This is a genomic window from Sphingobacterium sp. UGAL515B_05 (assembly GCF_033097525.1).
In the GTDB taxonomy this organism is placed as follows: Bacteria; Bacteroidota; Bacteroidia; order Sphingobacteriales; family Sphingobacteriaceae; genus Sphingobacterium.
The window spans coordinates 6173214-6193991 of the sequence record NZ_CP109907.1 but is presented as its reverse complement, the minus strand read 5'-3'; the positions used below and the strand labels follow the sequence as shown (position 1 = coordinate 6193991).

Sequence of the window (20778 nt, the reverse complement as noted above, 5' to 3'; positions counted from 1 at the left end):
GATATTTTATATGAAGATAGCATTCGTGATCAACCAAACCCATAAGGAAACTGCTCGTTTCACGACGACTGTTTTGGCATTGAAAGCCCATCAAATGGGACATGAAATTTATTATATTGGCTTGGCCGATTTCTACTATGAGTCGGCCCATATCGCCGCCCATGTGCGAAAAGTACTCCCTGATCAGATGCTTACTTCTACCAATAGCCTCATGGAAGTATTGCGCGCAACAGAAAAAACGAAGATGATGTTGGAAGAAATGGATGTGGTCTGGCTACGATTTGATCCAGTCCTGGATATGGTTAACCGACCTTGGGCTGCCGCTTCAGCTCTACAATTTGCCGCTCTCCTAAAAGAAAAAGGTGTATTGGTTATCAATGATCCCGATAGCCTTAGTCGGGCTAGTAATAAGTTATATCTCGAGGGATTTGATGAATCTATTCGACCTAAAACAATTGTAACCCGAAACTATGCCGATGTCATTGAATTTTTTGAACAACAGAATAAGCTTATTATTTTGAAACCCTTGAAGGGGTCCGGTGGTAAAAACGTATTTTTAATCAACAAGGATAATCAGCAAAACCTCAAGCAAACGGTAGAAGCTATTGCCCGAGATGGTTATGTAATTGGCCAGGAATATCTTCCGGAAGCTGCCCGCGGTGATATAAGATTCTTTTTACTAAATGGAGAGCCTATTTCGATCAATGGAAAATATGCTGCTGTTCATCGCGTGCAACAAGGGGATGAGATTCGGAGCAATGTGCATCAAGGTGCAAAGACCCAAGCAGCTATTATTTCACCGGAGTTATTGCTTATGGTCGATAAGATCCGGAATAAATTAGTTCAAGACGGAATGTATTTTGTCGGTTTGGATGTGGTAGGAGATCGTATTATGGAAATCAACGTATTTAGTCCGGGAGCATTATGCCAGACGGAAGAAATTGTAAAAGAGGATTTTTCTGCGCTTATTATTGAAAAATTAGCGGAGAAGGTTGCTTTCAGAAAACGAGGTTGATGACAGTTGTATCGATGAAAAATGATGTTGTTGAAATCGCTGCGGGATTGCTAAGCTAATGATTTGCAGTAATTATGAATTTGAAATGAATTACAGGAATTAAATTCTTGTTACTTTTGAAAAAAGAAAAATATGCTAATTATCGATTCTCCATCCAGCAACGCCTATTTTAACATCGCTTCAGAGGAGTATTTGTTGGGTAAATTTCCGGAAGAGGATATTTTCTTACTCTATGTAAATGACCCTTCAATTATCGTGGGTAAATTTCAGAATACCTTGGCCGAAATCAATCTTGATTATGTCAACGAGCATCAGATTAAGGTTGTGCGACGAATGTCTGGCGGTGGTGCTGTTTATCATGATGCTGGAAACTTAAATTTTTCTTTTCATACCTTATTGGGAAATCATGATTTTATGGATTTTTCGACCTTTACCCAGCCGATTGTGCATATTTTGAACAAATTGGATATCCCTGCAAAATTAGAGGGAAGAAATGACCTCCTGGTAGATGGGAAGAAGTTTAGTGGAAATGCCAAGCTTGCAAAAAATGGGAAGATGATTCAACATGGTACGATATTGATTGATTCGCAGATGCAGGTATTAAGTGATGCTTTAAAGGTTAATCCATTGAAGTTTGTAGATAAGGCGGTAAAATCGAATCGCGCACGTGTCGCAAATTTAATTGAATATCTACCTGCTGGTTTTACGACTGGAGATTTTAAGGAATTGCTGATTGAAGAAATAAAACGTGAGAATCCGGCAGCCAAAATGATTGAGTTTACGGCTTCGGACATTGAAAATATAGAAAAATTGGTCGAAGAGAAGTATGAAACATGGGATTGGAACTTCGGTTTTTCACCAAATTATAACTTTAAAAAAGCAATTAAGATCCCTGCAGGATTCATCGAGTTGCATTTGGATGTACACAAAGGATACATTGAAAGGGCTAAAATTTTCGGTGATTTTTTTGCATCCCGATCAATTCATGAACTTGAAAATTTATTGATTGGTGAAAAGCATGAAGTAGGAGCGATTGATGCCTTACTGAAATCAATTGATTTGACGACGTATTTTGGTAAAGTTGAACCCGCAGAAATTCTTACCTTGTTTAACTAGAAAATGTAGTATTGCCCGATATGGGTGTTAATTAATAAATATATGCCTTGGAATCCAGTTATATACAATCAATTTAAAGATATCCGTTTTAAACCGTTTTATGATTTATCTGAGCTAATCACTGCCGATAAAATGGAGCATGCAGTCGATTTAGGTTGCGGTACAGGTGAACAGACAGCTATCTTAAGTGAACAATTTTCTCAAGCGACCTTTCTTGGGATAGATTCTTCTGCTGAAATGCTTTCTAAAAGCCATAAGTTGGAAACGGAGCGTCTAAAATTTAGGCAAAGTTCCGTCGAGGCCTTCCTTGCAGAGCCAAAAACCTGGGATCTTATATTCAGTAATGCTGCTTTACAATGGCTGGAAGATCATCAGGTTCTTTTCCCTCAAATTATTTCTAAGCTTAATGTTGGCGGACAATTGGCGATACAAATGCCTTATCAGCCCGAAAATATACTCAATAAAATTTTATTTGAATTGGCGACGGAAGAACCCTATCGAACCTATTTAGGGGGCTGGAATAGGCCTTCTTCGGTATTGGATATGGATACTTATGCGCAATTGCTATTTGATAATGGCCTGGATCAATTAAACCTTTCTCTTCGTGTATATCCACTCATTGCTGCTGATGCAGAAATGCTTTACAATTTTATCGCTGGGTCTGCTTTGATTCCTTACATGGAACAATTGGAGGAAGATAAGAAGTCTGTGTTTATAACTGAATATAAAACACGCATCAAAGAACAGTTTACTAAATTTCCGGCGATCTATTCTTTCAAGCGTATTTTATTATACGGACGTAAAATGTAATCTACATGCCGATTAGGTCCGACCAACTGGCATCTATAATTGTGACTAAGTCCGCTGGGTCTAAAATAATCTGAAGCCCCCTTTTTCCCGCGCTGACGGAAATCGCTGATTCCAATTGTGCGGCTTCTTCAATAAAGGTTGGGAACTGTTTTTTCATGCCAATAGGTGAACAGCCACCACGAATATAGCCGGTCACCGTTAAAAGGTCTTTCATTGGAAGCATTTCGCAGTTTTTATTCCCAGAGGCCTTCGCTATTTTTTTAAGGTCGAGCTGTGCGTTTCCGGGAATTACGGCAACAATATAAGGGTCTTTGTTGCCTTTTAAGACCAGGGTTTTATAAAGCGTCTCGGGTGCCAAACCTAGGGTTTCAGCGACATGCTCAGCACTGACGTCCTGTTCGTCTACCTCGTATGCTCTGAGTTCATACTTAATTTTTGCTGTGTCCAACAGCCGAACAGCATTTGTTTTACTCGACATATCCTAGCCTTGTTTTTTTCTTATTAAAATAGGTCGTTATAGCATCTAGCGCGTATGCATTCAAGCAGTTGCTTGCTTGCAGACCACCCTTTTGAGCCACCAATACACCATATTGCATATCGTGCAATCCCTCTGTACGATGGGCATCGGGATTGATGGAAAGCAAAACTCCTTTCTCTACTGCATAACGGTGCCATCTCCAATCCAGATCTAATCGTAAAGGATTGGCATTTATCTCAATGACAACGCCATTTGCCGCACAAGCATCGATTACCCGTTTAAAATCTAAGGGATATCCGGCCCTACTTAATAATAGTCTTCCTGTCGGATGGCCTAAGATTGTTGTATACGGATTTTCGATCGCTTTGATTAGTCTTGTTGTGGCTTTGTCTTCGTCCATTTTCAGATTGGAGTGTACGGAGGCGACAACGAAGTCAAACTTAGCCAATACCTCATCGGGATAGTCTAATGAACCGTCACCTAGAATATCGGATTCAATTCCCCTGAAAATCTTGAAAGGAGCCAATTTTTCGTTTAATGTAGCAATCTCATTCCACTGCTGTTCCAATCGCTCAATGGAGAGGCCGTTGGCATAGACTGCAGTTCGCGAGTGATCGCATATACCCAAATATTCTAGCCCCAGGACATCTTTACAATGTAATGCCATTTGCTCGAGGCTATGTACGCCGTCACTATAGGTGGAGTGATTGTGGAGTGTTCCCCTGAGGTCTTTGTATTGAATCAGCTTTGGCAGTGTATGTGTTTGAGCCTGCACTATTTCATTCAACCCCTCTCGTAATTCGGGTTCAATATAATCTAAACCCAAGTTACGGTAAATGGCCTCTTCACTGGAAAGTGAAGGGAGATCCGGTAGAATATTAAATAGATGATCGAGATGTGCAGTGGATCCGGTACTAAGAATCAGGTCGCGATAAAAATCATTGATATTACTGCTGAATACTTTGAAAGTAAACCCCAATTCATCGGTCAGTTCTATGGAGTTTTCTGTTTTTTCCACTAAAGTAAATCCATCAAGGAATTTTTCGACATTGTCTATACTTTCCGATATTAAAAGATCTACGGTACTCAAAACCTCGCATTTTCTTCTGAAATCTCCTGTATATGACAGCAGTGAAGAAGGAAAATGCAATTTCAAGTCGTTGAAAAATTTTTCTGCCAGTGGAAGTACTTTTGCATATAAAAACCATCCTTTGTTGGAAATAGAAAACTCAATGGATTTTTTGATGTCTTCCTGTGTCTTAAGACCAAACCCTTTTGCTTCTACGAGACGGTTTTCATTACAGGCGTACAGTAATTCGCCCACACTTTCAATCTCGAGTTCTTTCCAGATAATTTGAATCTTTTTAGGGCCAAGGCCCTTAATATTTAACATTTCAATAATACCGGATGGTGTGTTTTCAATAAGATCCTCAAGCTCTTTGAAAGTTCCTGTAGCGGCAACTTCTTTGGCTTTTTCAGCCGTGCTTTTTCCGATTCCAGGCTGTGCACTCAAATCTTCAAGACTGGCCTCTTCAATACGGAAAGGTAGCTTATCCAACTTAAAAGAGGCACTTGCAATGGATTTTGTTCGAAAAGGATTTTCGTTGTGAAGCTCCATCAATTGGCTACATAATTTGAAAATTTTTGAGATCGCTTTATTGTCCATCGTATTTGAATTGTTAAGCTACAAATATCTTAAATTTTAGGTCAAAATAACAATTCAAACGCGGATATTATGGCGTTAAATAATGTAAAAAATCGACTTTGAATGCCTATTTTTCTCTATTTCTTGAAATTAACAACAAAGTGACAAATGCATGTGCGCTTAACCAAACATTTTGGCTATGTTTGCCGTTTTTGGGTGTTAAAATTGCAGCGATTTTGTGAATATCTTATAAAAACAACCCTATTAAATAGTAAAATATCATGATAGCAGACATTAGTGACAAAGAAATCAGTGGGCTTTATAAAACAGGTATTATTCAACAAACTGCTTACTGGTCTGCAGTAAAAAAAATGCAAGGTATACAATCGAAGGCATTTAATTTTAAATCCAAACAATCCGATCTGTATGTCGGAGTCGACGACGATACCTATTTTATCGGTGATCTATTAATTATTATACAAGCCATAGATCAGGAACATAGCATAGCCTATGTACCTTATGGACCTGAGATTGAACCTTCAGATGAAAACCAGGGCTATTTTTTAGAACAGTTATCGGAAAGTTTACGTTCCCATCTGCCACCAAATTGTATAATGATACGCTATGATTTATCTTGGGAATCACATTGGGCTAAAGAGGACGATTGTTACGATCTTCATGGTAACTGGCTAGGGGTGCCGGAGAAACGGATTCAGGAAATGCGCTTTAATTTTAACACAGAAAACTGGAACTTTCATAAAGCCAATACGGACATACTTCCTTCAAATACTATTTTTATGGATCTTAGAAAGGGGGAGGATATGTTGCTTGGAAATATGAAATCTAAGACTCGATATAATATCAATTTAGCAGAGCGAAAAGGAGTACGTGTGCGTTCGCTGGGGCTTGAAAGTTTGGCGGTTTGGTATGAGCTTTATCGGCAGACAGCTCTTCGAAATAACTTTTTCTTACATGATATAAGCTATTTTAAGATCGTTCTTTCTGCAAGGGCAAGTGATACATTATCTCCCGCAGATGTATATCTTTTAGTAGCCGAAGTGGATAGCCAGCCTTTGGCCGCGATGTTTTTGGTAATTGCAGCAAATCGGGGGACTTATCTATATGGAGCTTCTGCTTCCGAAAATCGTAATTATATGGCGACATACGCTTTGCAATGGCGTGCGATGCAGCTTGCGAAAGAAAAAGGCTGTACAGAATATGATTTCTTTGGAGTATCGCCACAGGCAGATCCTTCACACCCTTTATATGGACTTTATCGTTTCAAAACAGGATTTGGTGGTGAAATCTACCACCGTATGGGCTGTTGGGATTATCCCTTGGACAATAGGAAATATCAGTACTATGCGTCAATGGAGTTTAAAAACCAGCGCTATCATTTAAGTTAGAAACTAGAAGACCTCACCCAAGGTGAGTCTAACGCCACGGTGATTCTTACTGATACCATAGTCGATTCCAATGTTGGTGCCCGAGTTTTTGTTAAACTTAATTCGTGCACCAGCACCAGTGCCGACGTTCCAGTCTTCGAACATGGAATTCTTTGGCCCGTTTAATGTCGTAAAGTTCATAAATGCAACAAATCCAAATAAGCCATTTTGGGTGATATCACGACGATATTCCGTTTCTAAATAGTAAAGTGATTTACCACGAAAACGACTGACTGGAAAGCCTCTTCCCGAACTATTGTATGGATCCCATCCTAAATTCGGAAGATCAAGATAGGGCGCTTTACTATTAAATACCGTCCAGAAGAAACTCCTTATGGCAATCATATTTTGGCGATTTCTGTCTTGGGTAAGCCTATGGTATCGTCTAACTTCGAGAAATAGCGATTTCCAGTTCTGATCGCTTCCTAAAAATGTCGGATTTACACGGAACTGTAAATTGGCATAGTTACCCGACCAGGTATTGATCGAATTGGCGCGCGTATCGTAAATTAAATTGAAGCTGACTCCTGAAGACATGGTATTGTCTTTTAAATCTGTTCCATAAGGGTAGGACGTGTAGTCTTCGAGCTTGGTATTGCTCGTAGACTTAATATTCATTCTATAATCCAGATCATAACCAATGCCCATAAAAAGGCCTCCATGAATTCTTTTTAATGCATGTTGGTATAAACGAAAGTAGGTGTAATCTAAATTAATCTGCTGATCACCATGATGCTCTTTGCCAATTCCCCAAGTTTCGTGCGGATATTTTAGTAGACGGATATCCCCATCAATCACCCATGTATTATCTTTTAACCAGATGTAAGAACGTATTGGCAGACCAAATCGTTTGCCAAAATTTGTGTAAGGCGTAAATGTCATTTTAGACATATAGGTGTCGGAACGATCTCCTAAATAAAATCCTGCGGTTGTACTTGTAATTAGAGCATGCCCCCCTCCGGGAACATTTGTCGAAAAGGGTAAAAAGGAAAAATAGATTTTCTTTCCTGTACTATCGACAGTTTGGGGTGGCTTGATATTTAATATTTCTTTTCCAATATCAATCAGATCACGTTGTTTACTTGTATCAGCAAGATGTTTGGTGGTTTCTATTTCATTGACGGGACGTTGTGCATATACAGTATCGCCAAGTACAAGTAGAACCATCAAAATAGACCATTTAATATAAAAAATATATGCGCTATCGTAGTGTGTCATGAAAGAATGCAATCTAGCAGGAAATAGATAGAATAACAATATTCAAACCAATAATTTATTCATTCTGTCACGTTTTGGCTATAAAGAGAATTGATTGGAAATTTCATTCGCCTAGAAAAAAAGAGCATTTACCGATTTTAATGTAATGTTAATCTAAATGTAATGAAATCAATATATGAGTTGTCTTAACTTTGAATCAGAAAATAAATAAAAAAAGTACGCAACAAATTTATATAGTAAGCGACAGTAGAATAAGAAAATATACTAATACATTATAAAATTGAAAAAGATATGAAAACTTTAGTAAAAACATTTGTAGCAGCGGCAATGATTGCAATCTCTACTTGCTCAATGGCTTCAGTTAAACCAGAAGAACGCAATTTAATTACTGCTGATTTAGCCATCGATGAATACGTTGGAGCAATGACCGAAGGTCAGGTAGCTAATTTAGATAAGCTTTTTACAGCTGATTTTAACCAAAAAGTTTGTGGCAAACAAGATTTGAAATTTAGCCGTCTTGAGATGGTGGAGTTTTTGAAAAAACAAAAAGGAATCAAGATGAACTGCAAAACAACAACACAGATCGTTGAAGAATTACCTGATTATGCAATAGCGAAAGTTACGATGCAATTTGATGGTTTTGCTAAAACAGATCTGATCACACTTGTTAAAGAAAACGGAACTTGGAAAATTTCTAAATCTGTAAACTCTTATAAATAGAGGTTTTTTAGAAAAAAAGCTGATTAAAAATAAAAAAAGGGTACTTAAGTACCCTTTTTTTGTGGAGCATATCAGATTCGAACTGATCACCTCTTCGCTGCCAGCGAAGCGCTCTAGCCAAATGAGCTAATGCCCCTGCTTTATTTGGTGTCGCTAAGATAGCACTTTTTTGGATAAACAAAGCCTCTTTTTTATTTTTCTACATATTTTCTACGTATGTCATCTAGTCGTTTTTTTTGATACACAAATACGCTCGAGCTGACCACTCTATTTTTCTATTTGGATATCTTAAGGTGTTTTTATCTCGTTGAAAAACAAGAGAGTTTACCGGCGTAAAGGAGGACATGAACAATGTATTAGTGTCCCTCAGTAAGCAGCGCTTCGGTTCGCTTTATCTGACCTTTATCTTTCCAGGCATCATGCCCAGGAATAACCATATTAATTTCGGGATATTTTGCCAATAACCTCGCTAGGGATGGTTTCCAGGATTTTATATCCCCATCTGCCGTAAATCCTAGATCTTGGGCTTCGGAGCTTTTTATAAAACAACCACCGTCTAGGATCTTATATTGGGGAAACCAGACAACAACATTGTCCATGGAGTGTCCGGCACCAAAAAAGTTCAAAACAAAAGATTGTCCGCCGACGGTGTAGGTTTTATTGGTGGAAACAAGATGAGTGGCCTGGGCTTTGTGATTTACCTTTAGCAGGTCGTTCGTCATTTTTGTTGCGTAGGTTGGAATACCAATACCGTTGTAATAAGCAAAGCCACCTGCCCGATCTTCGTGCCAGTGTGTCGCGTAAACAGCAATGACGGGTAAATTATGTTTCTGTTTGATGCTGTCCAATAAGGGTTGATATTGTGTGGAATCCCATGGTGTATCAAAAAGGATAACGCCTTTTTTTGTAATTAGGTATACCGCATTAGCAGCATATTTGGCACCTCCAAAGGTGTTAAAGGTCGTGTAAAGGTACAGATGCGGATTTATCTTTTCTATTAAAAGAGGTTTTTCTTGCGCTTGTAGAGATGGAGAAAGACCGAATAAACTAATGCTCATGCATACGGCAGCAAATGTTGCGCGAATATAAGGAGAAAGAAGTGAGATCATATTTTTGAATGTTATTGCATTAACGTTAGAACAAAATGATTATTATTTTTTCAAAACCTGATTAATACATTTTTTAGGTAGATTGAACAAAATCTTCACGATATGGGGTGAACGAATCGATCAGTTCTCCTTCCTCTAAACATTCACATCCATGAATCAATTGCGAATAGATGATACAAGAATCGCCAGCGGTTAAGATGCGATCAACACCATCAATATGGTATCTGAATGTTCCTGCACTAACATAAGAAATCTGTGTGTGGGGGTGTTGATGAAGTGCACCGATAGCCCCTTTTTTAAAACGAACTTTCATGAGCATGAGTTCATCATTAAAAACGAGTATTTTTCGCATAACACCTTCGCCCAGGTCTGTCCATTGCTGCTCGCTGTCGTGTAAGAATATTTCGCTCATCTAATTGTTGATTTATGGAGCTTCGATTGGAAAACGCTCTCTTTTCCAATTATAGTAAAAAAATATGAATTTACGGTTAGATCCAATGCTTCTTTTGGAACATATCAATTTGCTTTACAAAATTTGACTACATATGAGATGAATTAAAAACCAAATGGTCCAAATAAGTAAAAAAACAGTTATTTTGCGCCTGAGCAATTTGTATATTACACGATGAATTATTTCGACGAGCTTATTACTTTATTACGTCAGGAGCACCAATTTGATCGATTACAACATGAAAATTTGTTGTTGAAAAGTAGTTTGAATGAACGAAGAATGCAAGGTGTCACCTGGTTTCCGATTCAGATAACAGATACGGAGCTTGGGAGAGGAGACTATTTATCCGTTAATTTAAATCGAACAAATTATTATGAGGTCGAACATAAGTTTCGCTTTGGTATGCCAGTTTGTCTGTTCTCAAATCACGATCCCGACCGAGATCGAATAGAGGGCATCATATCTTCGATCAATAGGGATGGGATGCGAATTTCATTTCGTGTCGATGAACTTCCAGAATGGAGCAGAAGAGGGAAGCTTGGTGTTGATTTGTTATTTGATGAGTATTCCTATCGGGAGATGTTCAATGCCTTGGAGAAAGGAAAGGAATTGAGCCGTGATGCAAAGCAAGGTAGTTTTGTGAGAAGATTAATCGGTGAAGAGTTGATTCCAACTGAATCTATTGCAGAATTCTTTGAGCATCCCAACTTAAATACGGGGCAAAATAAAGCGGTCCAACAGCTATTGGAAGCAAGTACTGTAGCTCTTTTGCATGGGCCGCCGGGGACAGGGAAAACAACAACATTGGTTCAGGCCGTGAAGGCATTGCTAAAACAATACAACAAGCAAGTGTTGGTTGTTGCACCGAGCAATACTGCCGTTGATTTGTTAACTGAACGTCTAGATGCTGCTGGAATTGCAGTAACAAGAATAGGAAACCCTGTGAAGGTTTCGGAGCATCTCCAGGAATTGACACTCGATGCAAAGATTGATCGACATCCTGCAAATAAGGATATTAAAACACTTCAAAAGCAAGTGCGGACGTATACAGAGATGGCTCAAAAATATAAACGTAATTTTGGAAAAGCTGAGCGGGAGCAAAGAAAAGCGTTGTTTGATGAAGCTCATCGAATCAGAAAAGATGTCGATAAGATTCAAGATTTTATCAGTGCAGATGTTTTGGATAAATCGCAGGTAATTACTGCAACTTTGGTTGGATCGAATCATGAGGTTATTCGCAATCGCAGCTATGAAACAGTCATTATTGATGAGGCCGCACAAGCATTGGAGCCTGCTTGCTGGATCCCGATATTAAAGGCACATCGAGTTATTTTGGCGGGAGACCACAATCAATTGCCTCCTACTGTAAAATCCAGTAATGTACCTCACCATGGCCTGAGCCATACATTATTCGAAAAATTGGTAGATCATAATCCGCAATTGGTTTCTTTGTTAGATGTACAGTATCGCATGAATGAACAAATTATGCAATACCCGTCCACAGCCTTGTATAATGGTTTGTTGAGAGCAGATAGTACAGTGGCACAGTGGAGCTTAGCAGTGGATACCGAACCGGTCTTATTTATCGATACAGCGGGAGCGGGGTTTGAAGAAACCGAAAGCGACGGCGCAATCTTTAATCTAGGAGAAGCTCATTTTATTAAAGCTCATCTGAACGACCATATTGGAGCTTGGACAGCGTCTTTGAGCCTCGATGAAAGCCTGAGCGTCGGGGTGATTGCTCCCTATCGAAAGCAGGCCACTTTATTGAAGGAGGTATTGGATGGGGAAGAAGTGCTACGACCTTTTAACGACTTGATTAAAATACAGACAATAGACAGTTTTCAAGGGCAGGAGAAGGATGTTATTTATATCAGTTTGACCAGAAGTAACGCTGAACAGCAGATTGGTTTTTTGTCTGATGTTCGCCGGATGAATGTGGCAATGACTAGGGCTAAGAAGAAATTGGTTGTTATTGGAGATAGTGCTACAATAGGTTCACATCCGTTTTACCGAGAATTTATTGCCTATACCGAGTCGATAGGGCACTATCATAGTGTGTGGGAATGGGATATTTCAGCAATATAATGGAAGAGGCCACTTCATAGGAAGTAGCCTCTTGCTTTTATTGAAACTTACTGACCAGATTGATTCCTGTAATGTCTCCTTATTAAGAAGTGAACTTCATCCAATCTGTGTTTTCGTCGTAGTTCATAAGTGGTTCGGCATTATTGTTATTTGATAACTGGCCTACCAACATATAAATATCCATGCTCACATGTTGACGTGTTATTTCTGTCATCTTATCATTGAACCCGGCGTTGTTAATTTGTAAAACATACTGAAAACAGATGACGCGGGCGATTATCTTTCCAAGTGTAACCAGTTCACGTTGTTTGGGCTGTAGCGGAAAGTCAAAACTCAAGATTGATGAGAAAAATGGTGCTGCAAATTCAGTTGAGCTATATTTTTTTAAGAAAGACAACAAGTTACTTTCTTTGGTTTTGCGCATAAGTTTACCGATCGCTTCAGCAACTTGAGAATAAAGCATTTCATTTGATCCCTCAAAGATTTGAAAAGGTCTACTGTCTACGAGGCCACGACCGGCAACATGGTCTAACCTATAGCCATTTGCACCGGATAATTGCACACATGTTTGCGCGGCTTCATGCATTAAGTCTGTCACAAATGCTTTCACACTATTGGCATCTACACCATAGGCCGAAAGGTCATTATGGATAGAGCTGATCGAGACACTGTATGAACACATTGCAGAGCATAAGGTAAATGCAGCCTGTATGCGCGACAACTGAAATTTAACAGCGTCTAATTCATTTAAACTAATACCCGCTACACGGCGTTCGGAACAATGTGTCATGGCCTCATCCAACATCCGTTTTATGAAACCCATGCCCATTCCAGGGAATTGTAATCTGCTGCGGTGGAGGGTGTCTAACATCAATTTAATTCCTGTACTTTCCGGATTTAATTTGTGATCCATGGGAACATTGATGTCGATGTCGTTCACTCCATAAGGAATTGCATAAAGACCAAGGCTATTGTATTTCTTTGTAACAGTAATCTTTTGTTCTTCGACGGCGTTCTCTGTGACAAAGAAATCTATATCCCGCACCAGTTCTCCGTTTTCATTTTTCTTGCGTGCTGTCACGAGCCAAAAGTCAGCAGCTCCAGTGAGACCTTGCCAGTGTTTTTCACCTTTTATATAGTACTTATCGTCCTTTTGTTCGTAAGATGTTCGCATATTGAGGGCGTCACTGCCGTAAGCCTGTTCGGTAATCATTAATCCTCCCATTGCCTGGTTTTCCAAAAATTGATGGAATATCTTCTCTTGAAGTAAGGTATCGCCGTATTTGGCAAAGGGCTCCAAAAATAGCGCAATATTAATCCCGAAAATGAGCGATAAAGATAGTGATTCATAAGAAGCTGCCGCCAGTACACCCAAGCATTCTTTCACATGAAGGCCCCGACCACCGTGGTGTTCTGGGATAGCAACCGACAAGGGCTGCATTTTCATGATCTCAGCTAAAAACTCAGGCGGTAGCCCACGCGTTAAACTGAGCGAGTTGTAATCATACTCTTTATTAAATAAGCTTGATAGCCTAGTTTTAAAATCCGCAATAAACAAATCGAAATCTTGGGTTATATTGTTGTGTTCTGAAACCTTAAGCATCTTTAAATATGTGATTAAATGATGGAACAATGTAAATCGAAACATGAAGAAGAACTGCCCGTTGACCAAAAAATTCTCTTTTGCTTCAATCACTTACACAAAAATAACTCCAATCAATTTGATTCTCTTGTGTACTTCAGCATAAAAGATAGGACAAATCGTGCATATTGAAAATCTAAGTTGCTCTGTTTCGATAAGAAGTAGGAGAAACACCAACTATTTTTTTGAAAAGCCGTGAGAAGTAAGAAGGATCGGAAAAATCCAATTCATAACAAATGTCTGCAATGCTTTTAGTGGATTCAAACAATAGAAATTGACTGTGCATAATCAGTACTTCAAGAATGAGTTCCTTCGACGATTTCTTGAATACAGAAAATACGCACCGATTAAGGTAGTTTGTAGATACCGCGAGTTTATCCGCGTAGAATGAAATATTTTTTTGCTTTTTGAAGTTTTTGTGCACAAGCTGTTTGAACATCATTGCAATTTCCTGTCTCCGATTGAGCGCAAGGTTGGATGAAGATAGCTTGATAATTTTTAGAATTGCAGATTTTAATAAATTTTCAAATAGTTCTTTATAAGGTGATTCGGAAAGCAATTCATCATAAAGTAATCTGAAAAGTTCTTGAAGATCGCCGCTGTCTCGCGCAGTTAAGTTTAGTAAGGGCGAGATATTAAAAATATTCAAAATCTCCTGTTCCCTGAAGATGGAAGTCATCGCATTGTCGTTGATCAAAACGCAATGTCCTTTCGCGGATTTATCGACCGACTTTATTGTTGAGATATTGCCGTAGTTGCTGATAAGAATTGCCGGAGCTGTTACAACATATTCCTTGGCACCAATCTGATGTTTAAAATAACCTTCCGTGATGTGAACAAGAAGATTATAGCCTAAGAAAATAGGTGGGGTCGGAAATTTAATGTAGGGTGCGATTTCACTGAGCTGGAAGATCTTGATCGGGGATTGTTGATAACGCAGATGCTCCAGACTACCTGTCATAAAACGATCTACAAATTCACCTGCATTTACCTGCTTTTCCATGATTAATAATTATAAAAATTTAGCACGCTAAAGCTTCCTCATGCCATCCATTGTTCATTTGGAAATCATGCTCAATAATATTCCAAAGGTAGTGTGATAAAACTTGTTTGTCAATTTTAACAAACGATTTGTGAAAATAAAGCTTTATCCTTAGTTTAGTTTTTTGTTATCGTGTGAATAGCCTGATGCTCAGTGGGTATTTTTTAAATATAAACCGAACGAATATGAAACCAGTGCTCATTTTTATATTAACGCTATTCCTGTTCAACGATGTGAAAGCGCAGACCTTTTTGGATTATTGTAATGATCGTATACGGACAGGAGCCGAACAGACCGAGCGTTATGTACCTTATTTATTGAATAAGCGCATTGGTATATTGGGCAATCCATCTACGGTTATTAAGGGAAGTCACCTTGTTGACAGTCTGCTGGCAAGAGGAGTTCAGATTGTGAGGATCTTTGGACCTGAGCACGGATTTCGAGGCAATGCAAGTAACGGCACTGAAGTGGGCGACGAAATCGATCCAAGAACTAAAATTCCTATTGTCTCTCTATATGGTAATAAGAAAAAGCCGACAGCGGAGGAGTTAAAAGATATCGATCTGTTTATTTATGATGTGCAGGATATGGGGGTGAGATTTTATACCAATATTAATACACTTCGGGATATTATGGAAGCCTGCGCTGAAAATGATAAGGAGCTCTTGATCTTAGACAGGCCCAATCCCAATGCCTATCTAATTGATGGCCCTATTTTGGAGGAAAAATATAAGTCGGGTATTGGGCAATTTCCTGTTCCTATTGCACATGGGATGACTACAGCTGAATTTGCCCAGATGATCAATGGAGAAGGTTGGATGAATACCAAAAAGAAATGTAAATTGAAGATTATTCCTGTAGCAAATTATGACCACAGTATGCTTTATAAATTACCAGTCAATCCCTCACCCAATTTAAATACGGAACAAAGCATACTATTATATCCGAGTACCTGCCTCTTTGAAGGTGTGAAAGTGAATCATGGCAGAGGCACCGATTATCCCTTTGTTGTGATCGGTAGTCCAATCTATAAGGGTATATATGATTTCTCATTTGTCCCCGTCAGTAAAAAAGGGATGAGTGAATCGCCACTGTTTATGAATGAAGAATGCTATGGAATAGACCTGCGTAAATATGATCTAAAGCAGCTTGTAGATAATAAAAAAATAAACTTATCCTGGATGATAGCACTTTATCAGAACTCTCCGGAAAAAGACAAGTTTTTTGATCAATCATTTTCGAAACAGATTGGCAGTATCGAAAGGCTCGTGGGCGTAGGTTTATTTCGCAAGCAAATCGAAGCTGGTGTTTCGGAAGAAGAAATCCGAAAAAGCTGGGAACCGAGATTAAAGAGTTATAGAAAGGTTAGGGAAAAATACCTTATCTATCCATAATATGATAAGGACACTTAGCGACCGAGAGATAATAGTCGATAGCTCAGCTATTTTTTGAGCGCGACAGCATAACCTATAACCTTAAAAAAACATCGATGTTTAGACTAAAATATGATTGGCGCCCCATTATTATCCTATTTATTGCGGTGGGATGTTTTTATCAATTAAGAGGGCAGCATCTGGCTCTCGCTAGAAGCCTAGATCGTCAAAATTATGCAGCTTCCTCCAATGTCGGTTTAAAGCCATCATTGAAATGGAAATTCCAAACAAAAGGAAAATTGTTTTCTTCACCCATTATTTGGGGTGATGTCGTCTTTGTGGGTTCTTGTGACAGTAATTTATATGCGTTGAACAAAACTAGCGGAGATGTACTTTGGACGTATAAAACTGCTGGTGAAATTCGGTCAACTGTTGCTGTAGATGCTGGAATAGTGTATTTTTTAAGCGCAGATGGCTACTTGTATGCCCTGGATGCTCAAACTGGACGAAAATTATGGCAGTTTTCAACCAATGGTGAGAAGAGCTATGATGTATGGGATTATTTTCTTTCATCTCCCGCAGTGGTCGATGGCGTAGTGTATTTTGGGTCTGGAGATCATCATATTTACGCTGTAGGTGCTAAATCGGGGAAACTTGTTTGGAAATTCCTGACCGGAGGAATTGTGCATGCAGCCCCAACGTTGACACGAGAGCATGTTTTTATTGGTAGTTTTGATGGTTATTTCTATTGTTTGAAAAAAGATGGCACCTTAGATTGGAGGTTTAAAACAATTGGCGAACGTTATTTTCCCAAAGGTGAGATCCAATTCAACGCAGTTGTTGCTGATAGTACAGTCTATTTTGGTGCGCGTGACTTTAATGTATATGCGCTAAATACCACGAATGGAAGTGGATTTTGGGTATATCATCAACCGGGAAGCTGGACAAGTGTTCCTAGTATTTTTGACGATAAGCTTGTTGTAACCATGTCGGATTCCTATAGTATACTTGTTTTAAATAGAATTGACGGAATGAAAATAGCCGAACCCAAGGTGCCTTTAAACACATTTAGTAGTGCCACAATTGCTGGCGATGCGGCTTTTTTTGGGACACTGGATGGTGTAATTTATAGATTGAATATAAAAAAAGGAGAAGTTGTACCAATATTCCAAACGGAGTCGAGTAAAAAGAACAGACAATTGTTTCTCAATGGTGAAAATATGCTCCATGCCGATCTGCAGCAAAAATACAAAAACGATATTACGCGATTGTTTGCAGATTATTTACAGATGGGAAGTGTTTTTTCAACGCTATGGATCGAAGATAATAGGCTTTATTTTGGTTCCGCTGATGGAGCCATCTATGCGTTGGAATAGCAAGTACGCGCTATTTACAAATCGTAGCAGGGCTTACTTTCTTAAAATTTTTTCCATGGATCTACCTTTGGCCAGTTCATCAATTAATTTATCGAGATAACGAACTTTCTGAACCAGCGGATCTTCAATATCCTCAATGCGATAACCACAGATTACGCCTGTGATCTTGGAAACATTCGGGTTTAAGCAAGGTGCTTGTTTAAAGAAATGTTCAAAGTCAATTTTATCGTCAATTGTTTGTTGTAAGGATACCGGATTATAGCCAGTTAGCCAAAAAATAATTGCGTCGACCTCTTCTTTTGTACGTCCTTTTCTTTCAGCCTTTTGTATATAAAGCGGGTACACACCAGCAAATGACATACGATATATTCTTGTATTATCCATTTTACAAGTTAATTTCATTAAAGGTATTCATTTTGAACGAAAATAAAAACAAGCGATAGCTGACTAATATCGTGGATTTTAGATTCTTTACTAGTTGTAATGTTTATTTTGAATAATTTACTTTTCATGCGCGGTAACTTATATTTGAAAATAAGGAAAATCATGGTTAATTGACCCGAGGTGAATGTGAAAAAATGCTTAGCAATTTCTTTAATAATAATATAAATTATAATTCTATCTTTATGTGATACAAAATTATTGAAATATTATTACATGGATTTGAGGTATATTCGGAATAACATACATATTACAGAAGAAGAACAACAACGTATCAAGGATTTCCCCGTGTTGATAGGAGGATGTGGAATAGGAAGTTACATTGCCGAATGCCTGTTGCGCATGGGATTCGAAAATTTGACAATTGCTGATGGGGATATTGTCGAATTATCAAATTTAAATAGACAAAATTATACCAGTAAAGATATCGGTGTAAAGAAAGTATTTGCTTTGCAGGATCGCTTACGGACAATTAATCCAGAAGCCAAAATAACGGTATTTCCGGAATTTATTAACAAAGATAATCTATACGGTATTGGTATCGACCATAAGGTTGCTATTAATGCTTTGGATTTTTCTTCCGATATTCCCTTTGTTTTTGATCAATATATGGCAAAAAAAAATATACCCGTAGTACATCCCTATAATTTGGGTTGGGCTGGGTTTTTAACGGTCCTCCCGCCCGAGGGGCTCAATCTGCATTCATTGGAAAAAGCCCACGAGACCTTCGAATTAAATGTCGGTAAATTTATTGTGGACAGTTTAAAAACAAAGGGTATAGAAACGAAATGGCTTGAGGAGTTTTTGGTAGAATATGGTAAAATAGCGTTAACGTCTCCACCACCACAGTTATCTTTGGGGTTATACCTCTTATCTGGGATGGTAAGTCATATTGTGTTTAATTTGGCAACAACAAAACCAGTGAAATTCTTTCCAGATTCCTATTATTTGTCCATGATGAGTTGAACAAAATATAACTGAAAAAACATTCCTTCCATTACACTTTTATGTAGTAAATTTGTTACTGTGGGAATTTAAACGAAAAGTCTTTATTTTTATAATTGCATATCGAATAACATTTGCATGAACTGGACGCCTGAAAACTATTATTTTACCAAGCTTAATAAAAACGAACTTCCTGAACTTATTCATTTTTATTTAGTAACGACTCAAGAGCACTACAAACTGGATAGCTATTCCGAAGAGGAGTATAAGTTTGATTTCGAGTCATTAATAGGAGAGGATCAGATTTTTTTTGATCGTTCCATTTATTATGTCCTTCGAAGTAAGCTTGATGGTGGTATTCAGGCCTCTATTAGAATTACATTTTGGGATAAGGAAACAAGTTTGCCGATTCAGAAATTATTTGATATTGAAACAGAAAGCTTGTTAATTCCGCATATAAAGAACTTTTGGCACATTGGGCGTTTTGTGATTTCAGGAAAGATAATTGGTAATCGGATCAATATTCTGAAAAAAATGCTTTTTGACGCATTTTATGGACCCTACAGTCTTGGGAGTGGATTAGTCATCGCTGAATGTGATCGAAAAGTCGTCAATACGCTCCGGAAATTAGAAATCGAATCTTTTGAACTTGGAGATCCAATTATATACCTCTATTCTGAGACACTTCCGATCTATATCAAATCGGAATGGCTGGAGACTTTTATTGAGAAAAATAAATATTCTCAGTTTAGTATGGGAAACCAGGTCGATATTCAAAAATTTGTTGAGATGTCTAAGTTAATGCTGTTATGTTCAAAAAATAGTGAATAACATTAGAAAAGAGATAGTTCAATTGCTAGTGCTGTAGCTTCTGTAATGCTTTTGACTTTTAGTTTTGAAAATATTTGTTTTTTATGAAATTTAACCGTGTCAATTGATACATAAAGCTGATCTGCTATTTGATCCATGGTAAGACCTTGTGCGGAAAAAAGAAGAATGTCCTTTTCACGGGGTTTCAATTTAATACGAGGGGTTTCTACCCAAATATCTTTAGCCAAATCATATTCAAACTGTTTTCCGTCCTCATCCGATTTATATCTAATGTTTCCTGAGTTTGCATGCGAGGAAATAGAAACCAGGCAGAGCGCGATCCAAGGATTGGAAAACTTGTCCAATAGCAGGGGTTTTAGCTTATGGTTTACTAAAAGCGGTTTATTCCCTGGTTGTTTTAAATGGAAATCATAAGATATAGAGAATTTTAGACGATCTTCGGCATCTAAATTTCCAAAAAAGTCAAAACCAACGTCGTTTATTTTTTTTAGTAAATGTAAATCGTTCTCAGGGACATTATTCACATAATGATAATAACCTTCACGCATTACTTCAGTAGGGGTACTTCCACATAAAAAGATTGGGTTATCAGAAACAAATAGAAAGCTTTTCTTTGAATAATCAATTAAATATATACTTTGATAGGTTAATCTGCTTAAGGATTTAGCGAAATTTATAAAGGCTTCGACAATCTCATAATCATCTTTGCTAAAGTCGTCTTTAACTTGTACCGGCTTGAAAAAATCTTCAATCTTAATTTTCATAGTGTAAATTACAAAGATGATCCGTAATCGCTTTTGAATACCACGTAAAATCGATGTTGTCTTGGCTTGCAAGTTACAAAAATAAGCACATAATGTCAATTTATGCACTAGAAACAAGCTTTTTTACGTTCCTATCCTTACAATGTAATCGTTGTCAAAGCTAATAGTTGAACTTGTTCAAAATATTAAATCTCTATCCAGCAATGAAATAAGGCTCTACACAAATGGGTAGAATATTGTTTATAATGATAATACTAAAGATAATACTC

The 20778-nt window shown here is 38.0% G+C and carries 19 protein-coding genes and 1 tRNA gene; 10 read left to right on the top strand and 10 right to left on the bottom strand.

Annotated features, from left to right (window positions below; all coding sequences use genetic code 11):
- The first annotated feature begins 10 nt into the window (after nucleotides 1-10).
- The 3 genes from OK025_RS25860 to OK025_RS25850 all read left to right on the top strand — a co-directional run bounded on the left by OK025_RS25860 (nucleotide 11) and on the right by OK025_RS25850 (nucleotide 2941).
- On the top strand, nucleotides 11-1015 hold the full coding sequence (locus tag OK025_RS25860; protein WP_317667640.1) for a glutathione synthase: 1005 nt from the start codon (nucleotides 11-13) through the stop codon (nucleotides 1013-1015).
- 132 nt (nucleotides 1016-1147) lie between these two features.
- A complete protein-coding gene (locus tag OK025_RS25855) occupies nucleotides 1148-2131 on the top strand; it encodes a lipoate--protein ligase (protein WP_317667639.1) in 984 nt (327 codons plus the stop codon).
- 42 nt (nucleotides 2132-2173) lie between these two features.
- Nucleotides 2174-2941 carry a methyltransferase domain-containing protein gene (locus OK025_RS25850; RefSeq protein ID WP_317667638.1) on the top strand — a complete coding sequence of 256 codons (768 nt, stop codon included), beginning with the start codon at nucleotides 2174-2176 and terminating at the stop codon, nucleotides 2939-2941.
- 1 nt (nucleotide 2942) lies between these two features.
- Here OK025_RS25850 and ybaK read toward each other — a convergent pair whose 3' ends face one another.
- Both ybaK and OK025_RS25840 read right to left on the bottom strand, forming a co-directional pair.
- Nucleotides 2943-3419 carry a Cys-tRNA(Pro) deacylase gene (gene ybaK, locus OK025_RS25845; protein WP_317667637.1) on the bottom strand — a complete coding sequence of 159 codons (477 nt, stop codon included), beginning with the start codon at nucleotides 3417-3419 and terminating at the stop codon, nucleotides 2943-2945.
- Nucleotides 3409-5085 (bottom strand): helix-hairpin-helix domain-containing protein, encoded by a 1677-nt coding sequence (locus OK025_RS25840; RefSeq protein WP_317667636.1) that lies wholly within the window; start codon nucleotides 5083-5085, stop codon nucleotides 3409-3411. Before OK025_RS25840 ends, ybaK begins: the two co-directional genes overlap by 11 nt.
- A 260-nt stretch (nucleotides 5086-5345) precedes the next feature.
- On the opposite strand from OK025_RS25840, the gene OK025_RS25835 reads away from it, so the two are divergent.
- Nucleotides 5346-6470, top strand: coding sequence for a lipid II:glycine glycyltransferase FemX (locus OK025_RS25835; protein ID WP_317667635.1), 1125 nt, complete (start codon nucleotides 5346-5348; stop codon nucleotides 6468-6470).
- Between the two features lie 3 nt (nucleotides 6471-6473).
- Here OK025_RS25835 and OK025_RS25830 read toward each other — a convergent pair whose 3' ends face one another.
- Nucleotides 6474-7676 (bottom strand): hypothetical protein, encoded by a 1203-nt coding sequence (locus tag OK025_RS25830; RefSeq protein WP_317669789.1) that lies wholly within the window; start codon nucleotides 7674-7676, stop codon nucleotides 6474-6476.
- Between the two features lie 342 nt (nucleotides 7677-8018).
- Here OK025_RS25830 and OK025_RS25825 point away from each other — a divergent pair, with 342 nt between their 5' ends.
- The gene (locus tag OK025_RS25825; protein ID WP_317667634.1) at nucleotides 8019-8447 is read left to right on the top strand and encodes a nuclear transport factor 2 family protein; all 429 of its coding nucleotides are present in this window, start codon (nucleotides 8019-8021) and stop codon (nucleotides 8445-8447) included.
- Nucleotides 8448-8509: 62 nt separating this feature from the next.
- Here OK025_RS25825 and OK025_RS25820 read toward each other — a convergent pair.
- From OK025_RS25820 to OK025_RS25810, 3 genes are all read right to left on the bottom strand, one after another.
- Nucleotides 8510-8583, bottom strand: a tRNA-Ala gene (locus tag OK025_RS25820).
- Between the two features lie 220 nt (nucleotides 8584-8803).
- Nucleotides 8804-9505: a BlaB/IND/MUS family subclass B1 metallo-beta-lactamase gene (gene bla / locus OK025_RS25815; RefSeq protein ID WP_411567710.1), complete on the bottom strand. Its 702-nt coding sequence runs from the start codon at nucleotides 9503-9505 to the stop codon at nucleotides 8804-8806.
- Between the two features lie 124 nt (nucleotides 9506-9629).
- A complete protein-coding gene (locus tag OK025_RS25810; protein ID WP_317667632.1) occupies nucleotides 9630-9968 on the bottom strand; it encodes a cupin domain-containing protein in 339 nt (112 codons plus the stop codon).
- Nucleotides 9969-10181: 213 nt separating this feature from the next.
- Here OK025_RS25810 and OK025_RS25805 point away from each other — a divergent pair, with 213 nt between their 5' ends.
- Nucleotides 10182-12095, top strand: a complete 1914-nt coding sequence (locus OK025_RS25805; protein ID WP_317667631.1) for an AAA domain-containing protein — start codon at nucleotides 10182-10184, stop codon at nucleotides 12093-12095.
- Nucleotides 12096-12177: 82 nt separating this feature from the next.
- Here OK025_RS25805 and OK025_RS25800 read toward each other — a convergent pair whose 3' ends face one another.
- The gene (locus tag OK025_RS25800) at nucleotides 12178-13698 is read right to left on the bottom strand and encodes an acyl-CoA dehydrogenase family protein (RefSeq protein WP_317667630.1); all 1521 of its coding nucleotides are present in this window, start codon (nucleotides 13696-13698) and stop codon (nucleotides 12178-12180) included.
- 175 nt (nucleotides 13699-13873) lie between these two features.
- On the bottom strand, nucleotides 13874-14740 hold the full coding sequence (locus OK025_RS25795; RefSeq protein WP_317667629.1) for a helix-turn-helix domain-containing protein: 867 nt from the start codon (nucleotides 14738-14740) through the stop codon (nucleotides 13874-13876).
- Between the two features lie 224 nt (nucleotides 14741-14964).
- Between OK025_RS25795 and OK025_RS25790 the strand changes: the two genes are divergently transcribed.
- A complete protein-coding gene (locus OK025_RS25790; protein WP_317667628.1) occupies nucleotides 14965-16173 on the top strand; it encodes a DUF1343 domain-containing protein in 1209 nt (402 codons plus the stop codon).
- 95 nt (nucleotides 16174-16268) lie between these two features.
- A complete protein-coding gene (locus OK025_RS25785; protein ID WP_317667627.1) occupies nucleotides 16269-17528 on the top strand; it encodes a PQQ-binding-like beta-propeller repeat protein in 1260 nt (419 codons plus the stop codon).
- 33 nt (nucleotides 17529-17561) lie between these two features.
- Here the strand turns inward: OK025_RS25785 and OK025_RS25780 are convergent, their stop codons facing one another.
- Nucleotides 17562-17912 (bottom strand): DUF2200 domain-containing protein, encoded by a 351-nt coding sequence (locus OK025_RS25780; RefSeq protein WP_317667626.1) that lies wholly within the window; start codon nucleotides 17910-17912, stop codon nucleotides 17562-17564.
- 273 nt (nucleotides 17913-18185) lie between these two features.
- On the opposite strand from OK025_RS25780, the gene OK025_RS25775 reads away from it, so the two are divergent.
- Nucleotides 18186-18935 carry a ThiF family adenylyltransferase gene (locus tag OK025_RS25775; protein ID WP_317667625.1) on the top strand — a complete coding sequence of 250 codons (750 nt, stop codon included), beginning with the start codon at nucleotides 18186-18188 and terminating at the stop codon, nucleotides 18933-18935.
- A gap of 117 nt (nucleotides 18936-19052) precedes the next feature.
- Complete coding sequence (locus OK025_RS25770) at nucleotides 19053-19745, top strand: hypothetical protein (protein WP_317667624.1); 693 nt, start codon at nucleotides 19053-19055, stop codon at nucleotides 19743-19745.
- 2 nt (nucleotides 19746-19747) lie between these two features.
- On the opposite strand, the gene OK025_RS25765 is transcribed toward OK025_RS25770, so the two are convergent.
- Entirely contained in the window at nucleotides 19748-20509 is a 762-nt protein-coding gene (locus OK025_RS25765) for a response regulator transcription factor (RefSeq protein WP_317667623.1), read from the bottom strand.
- Between the last annotated feature and the right edge of the window lie 269 nt (nucleotides 20510-20778).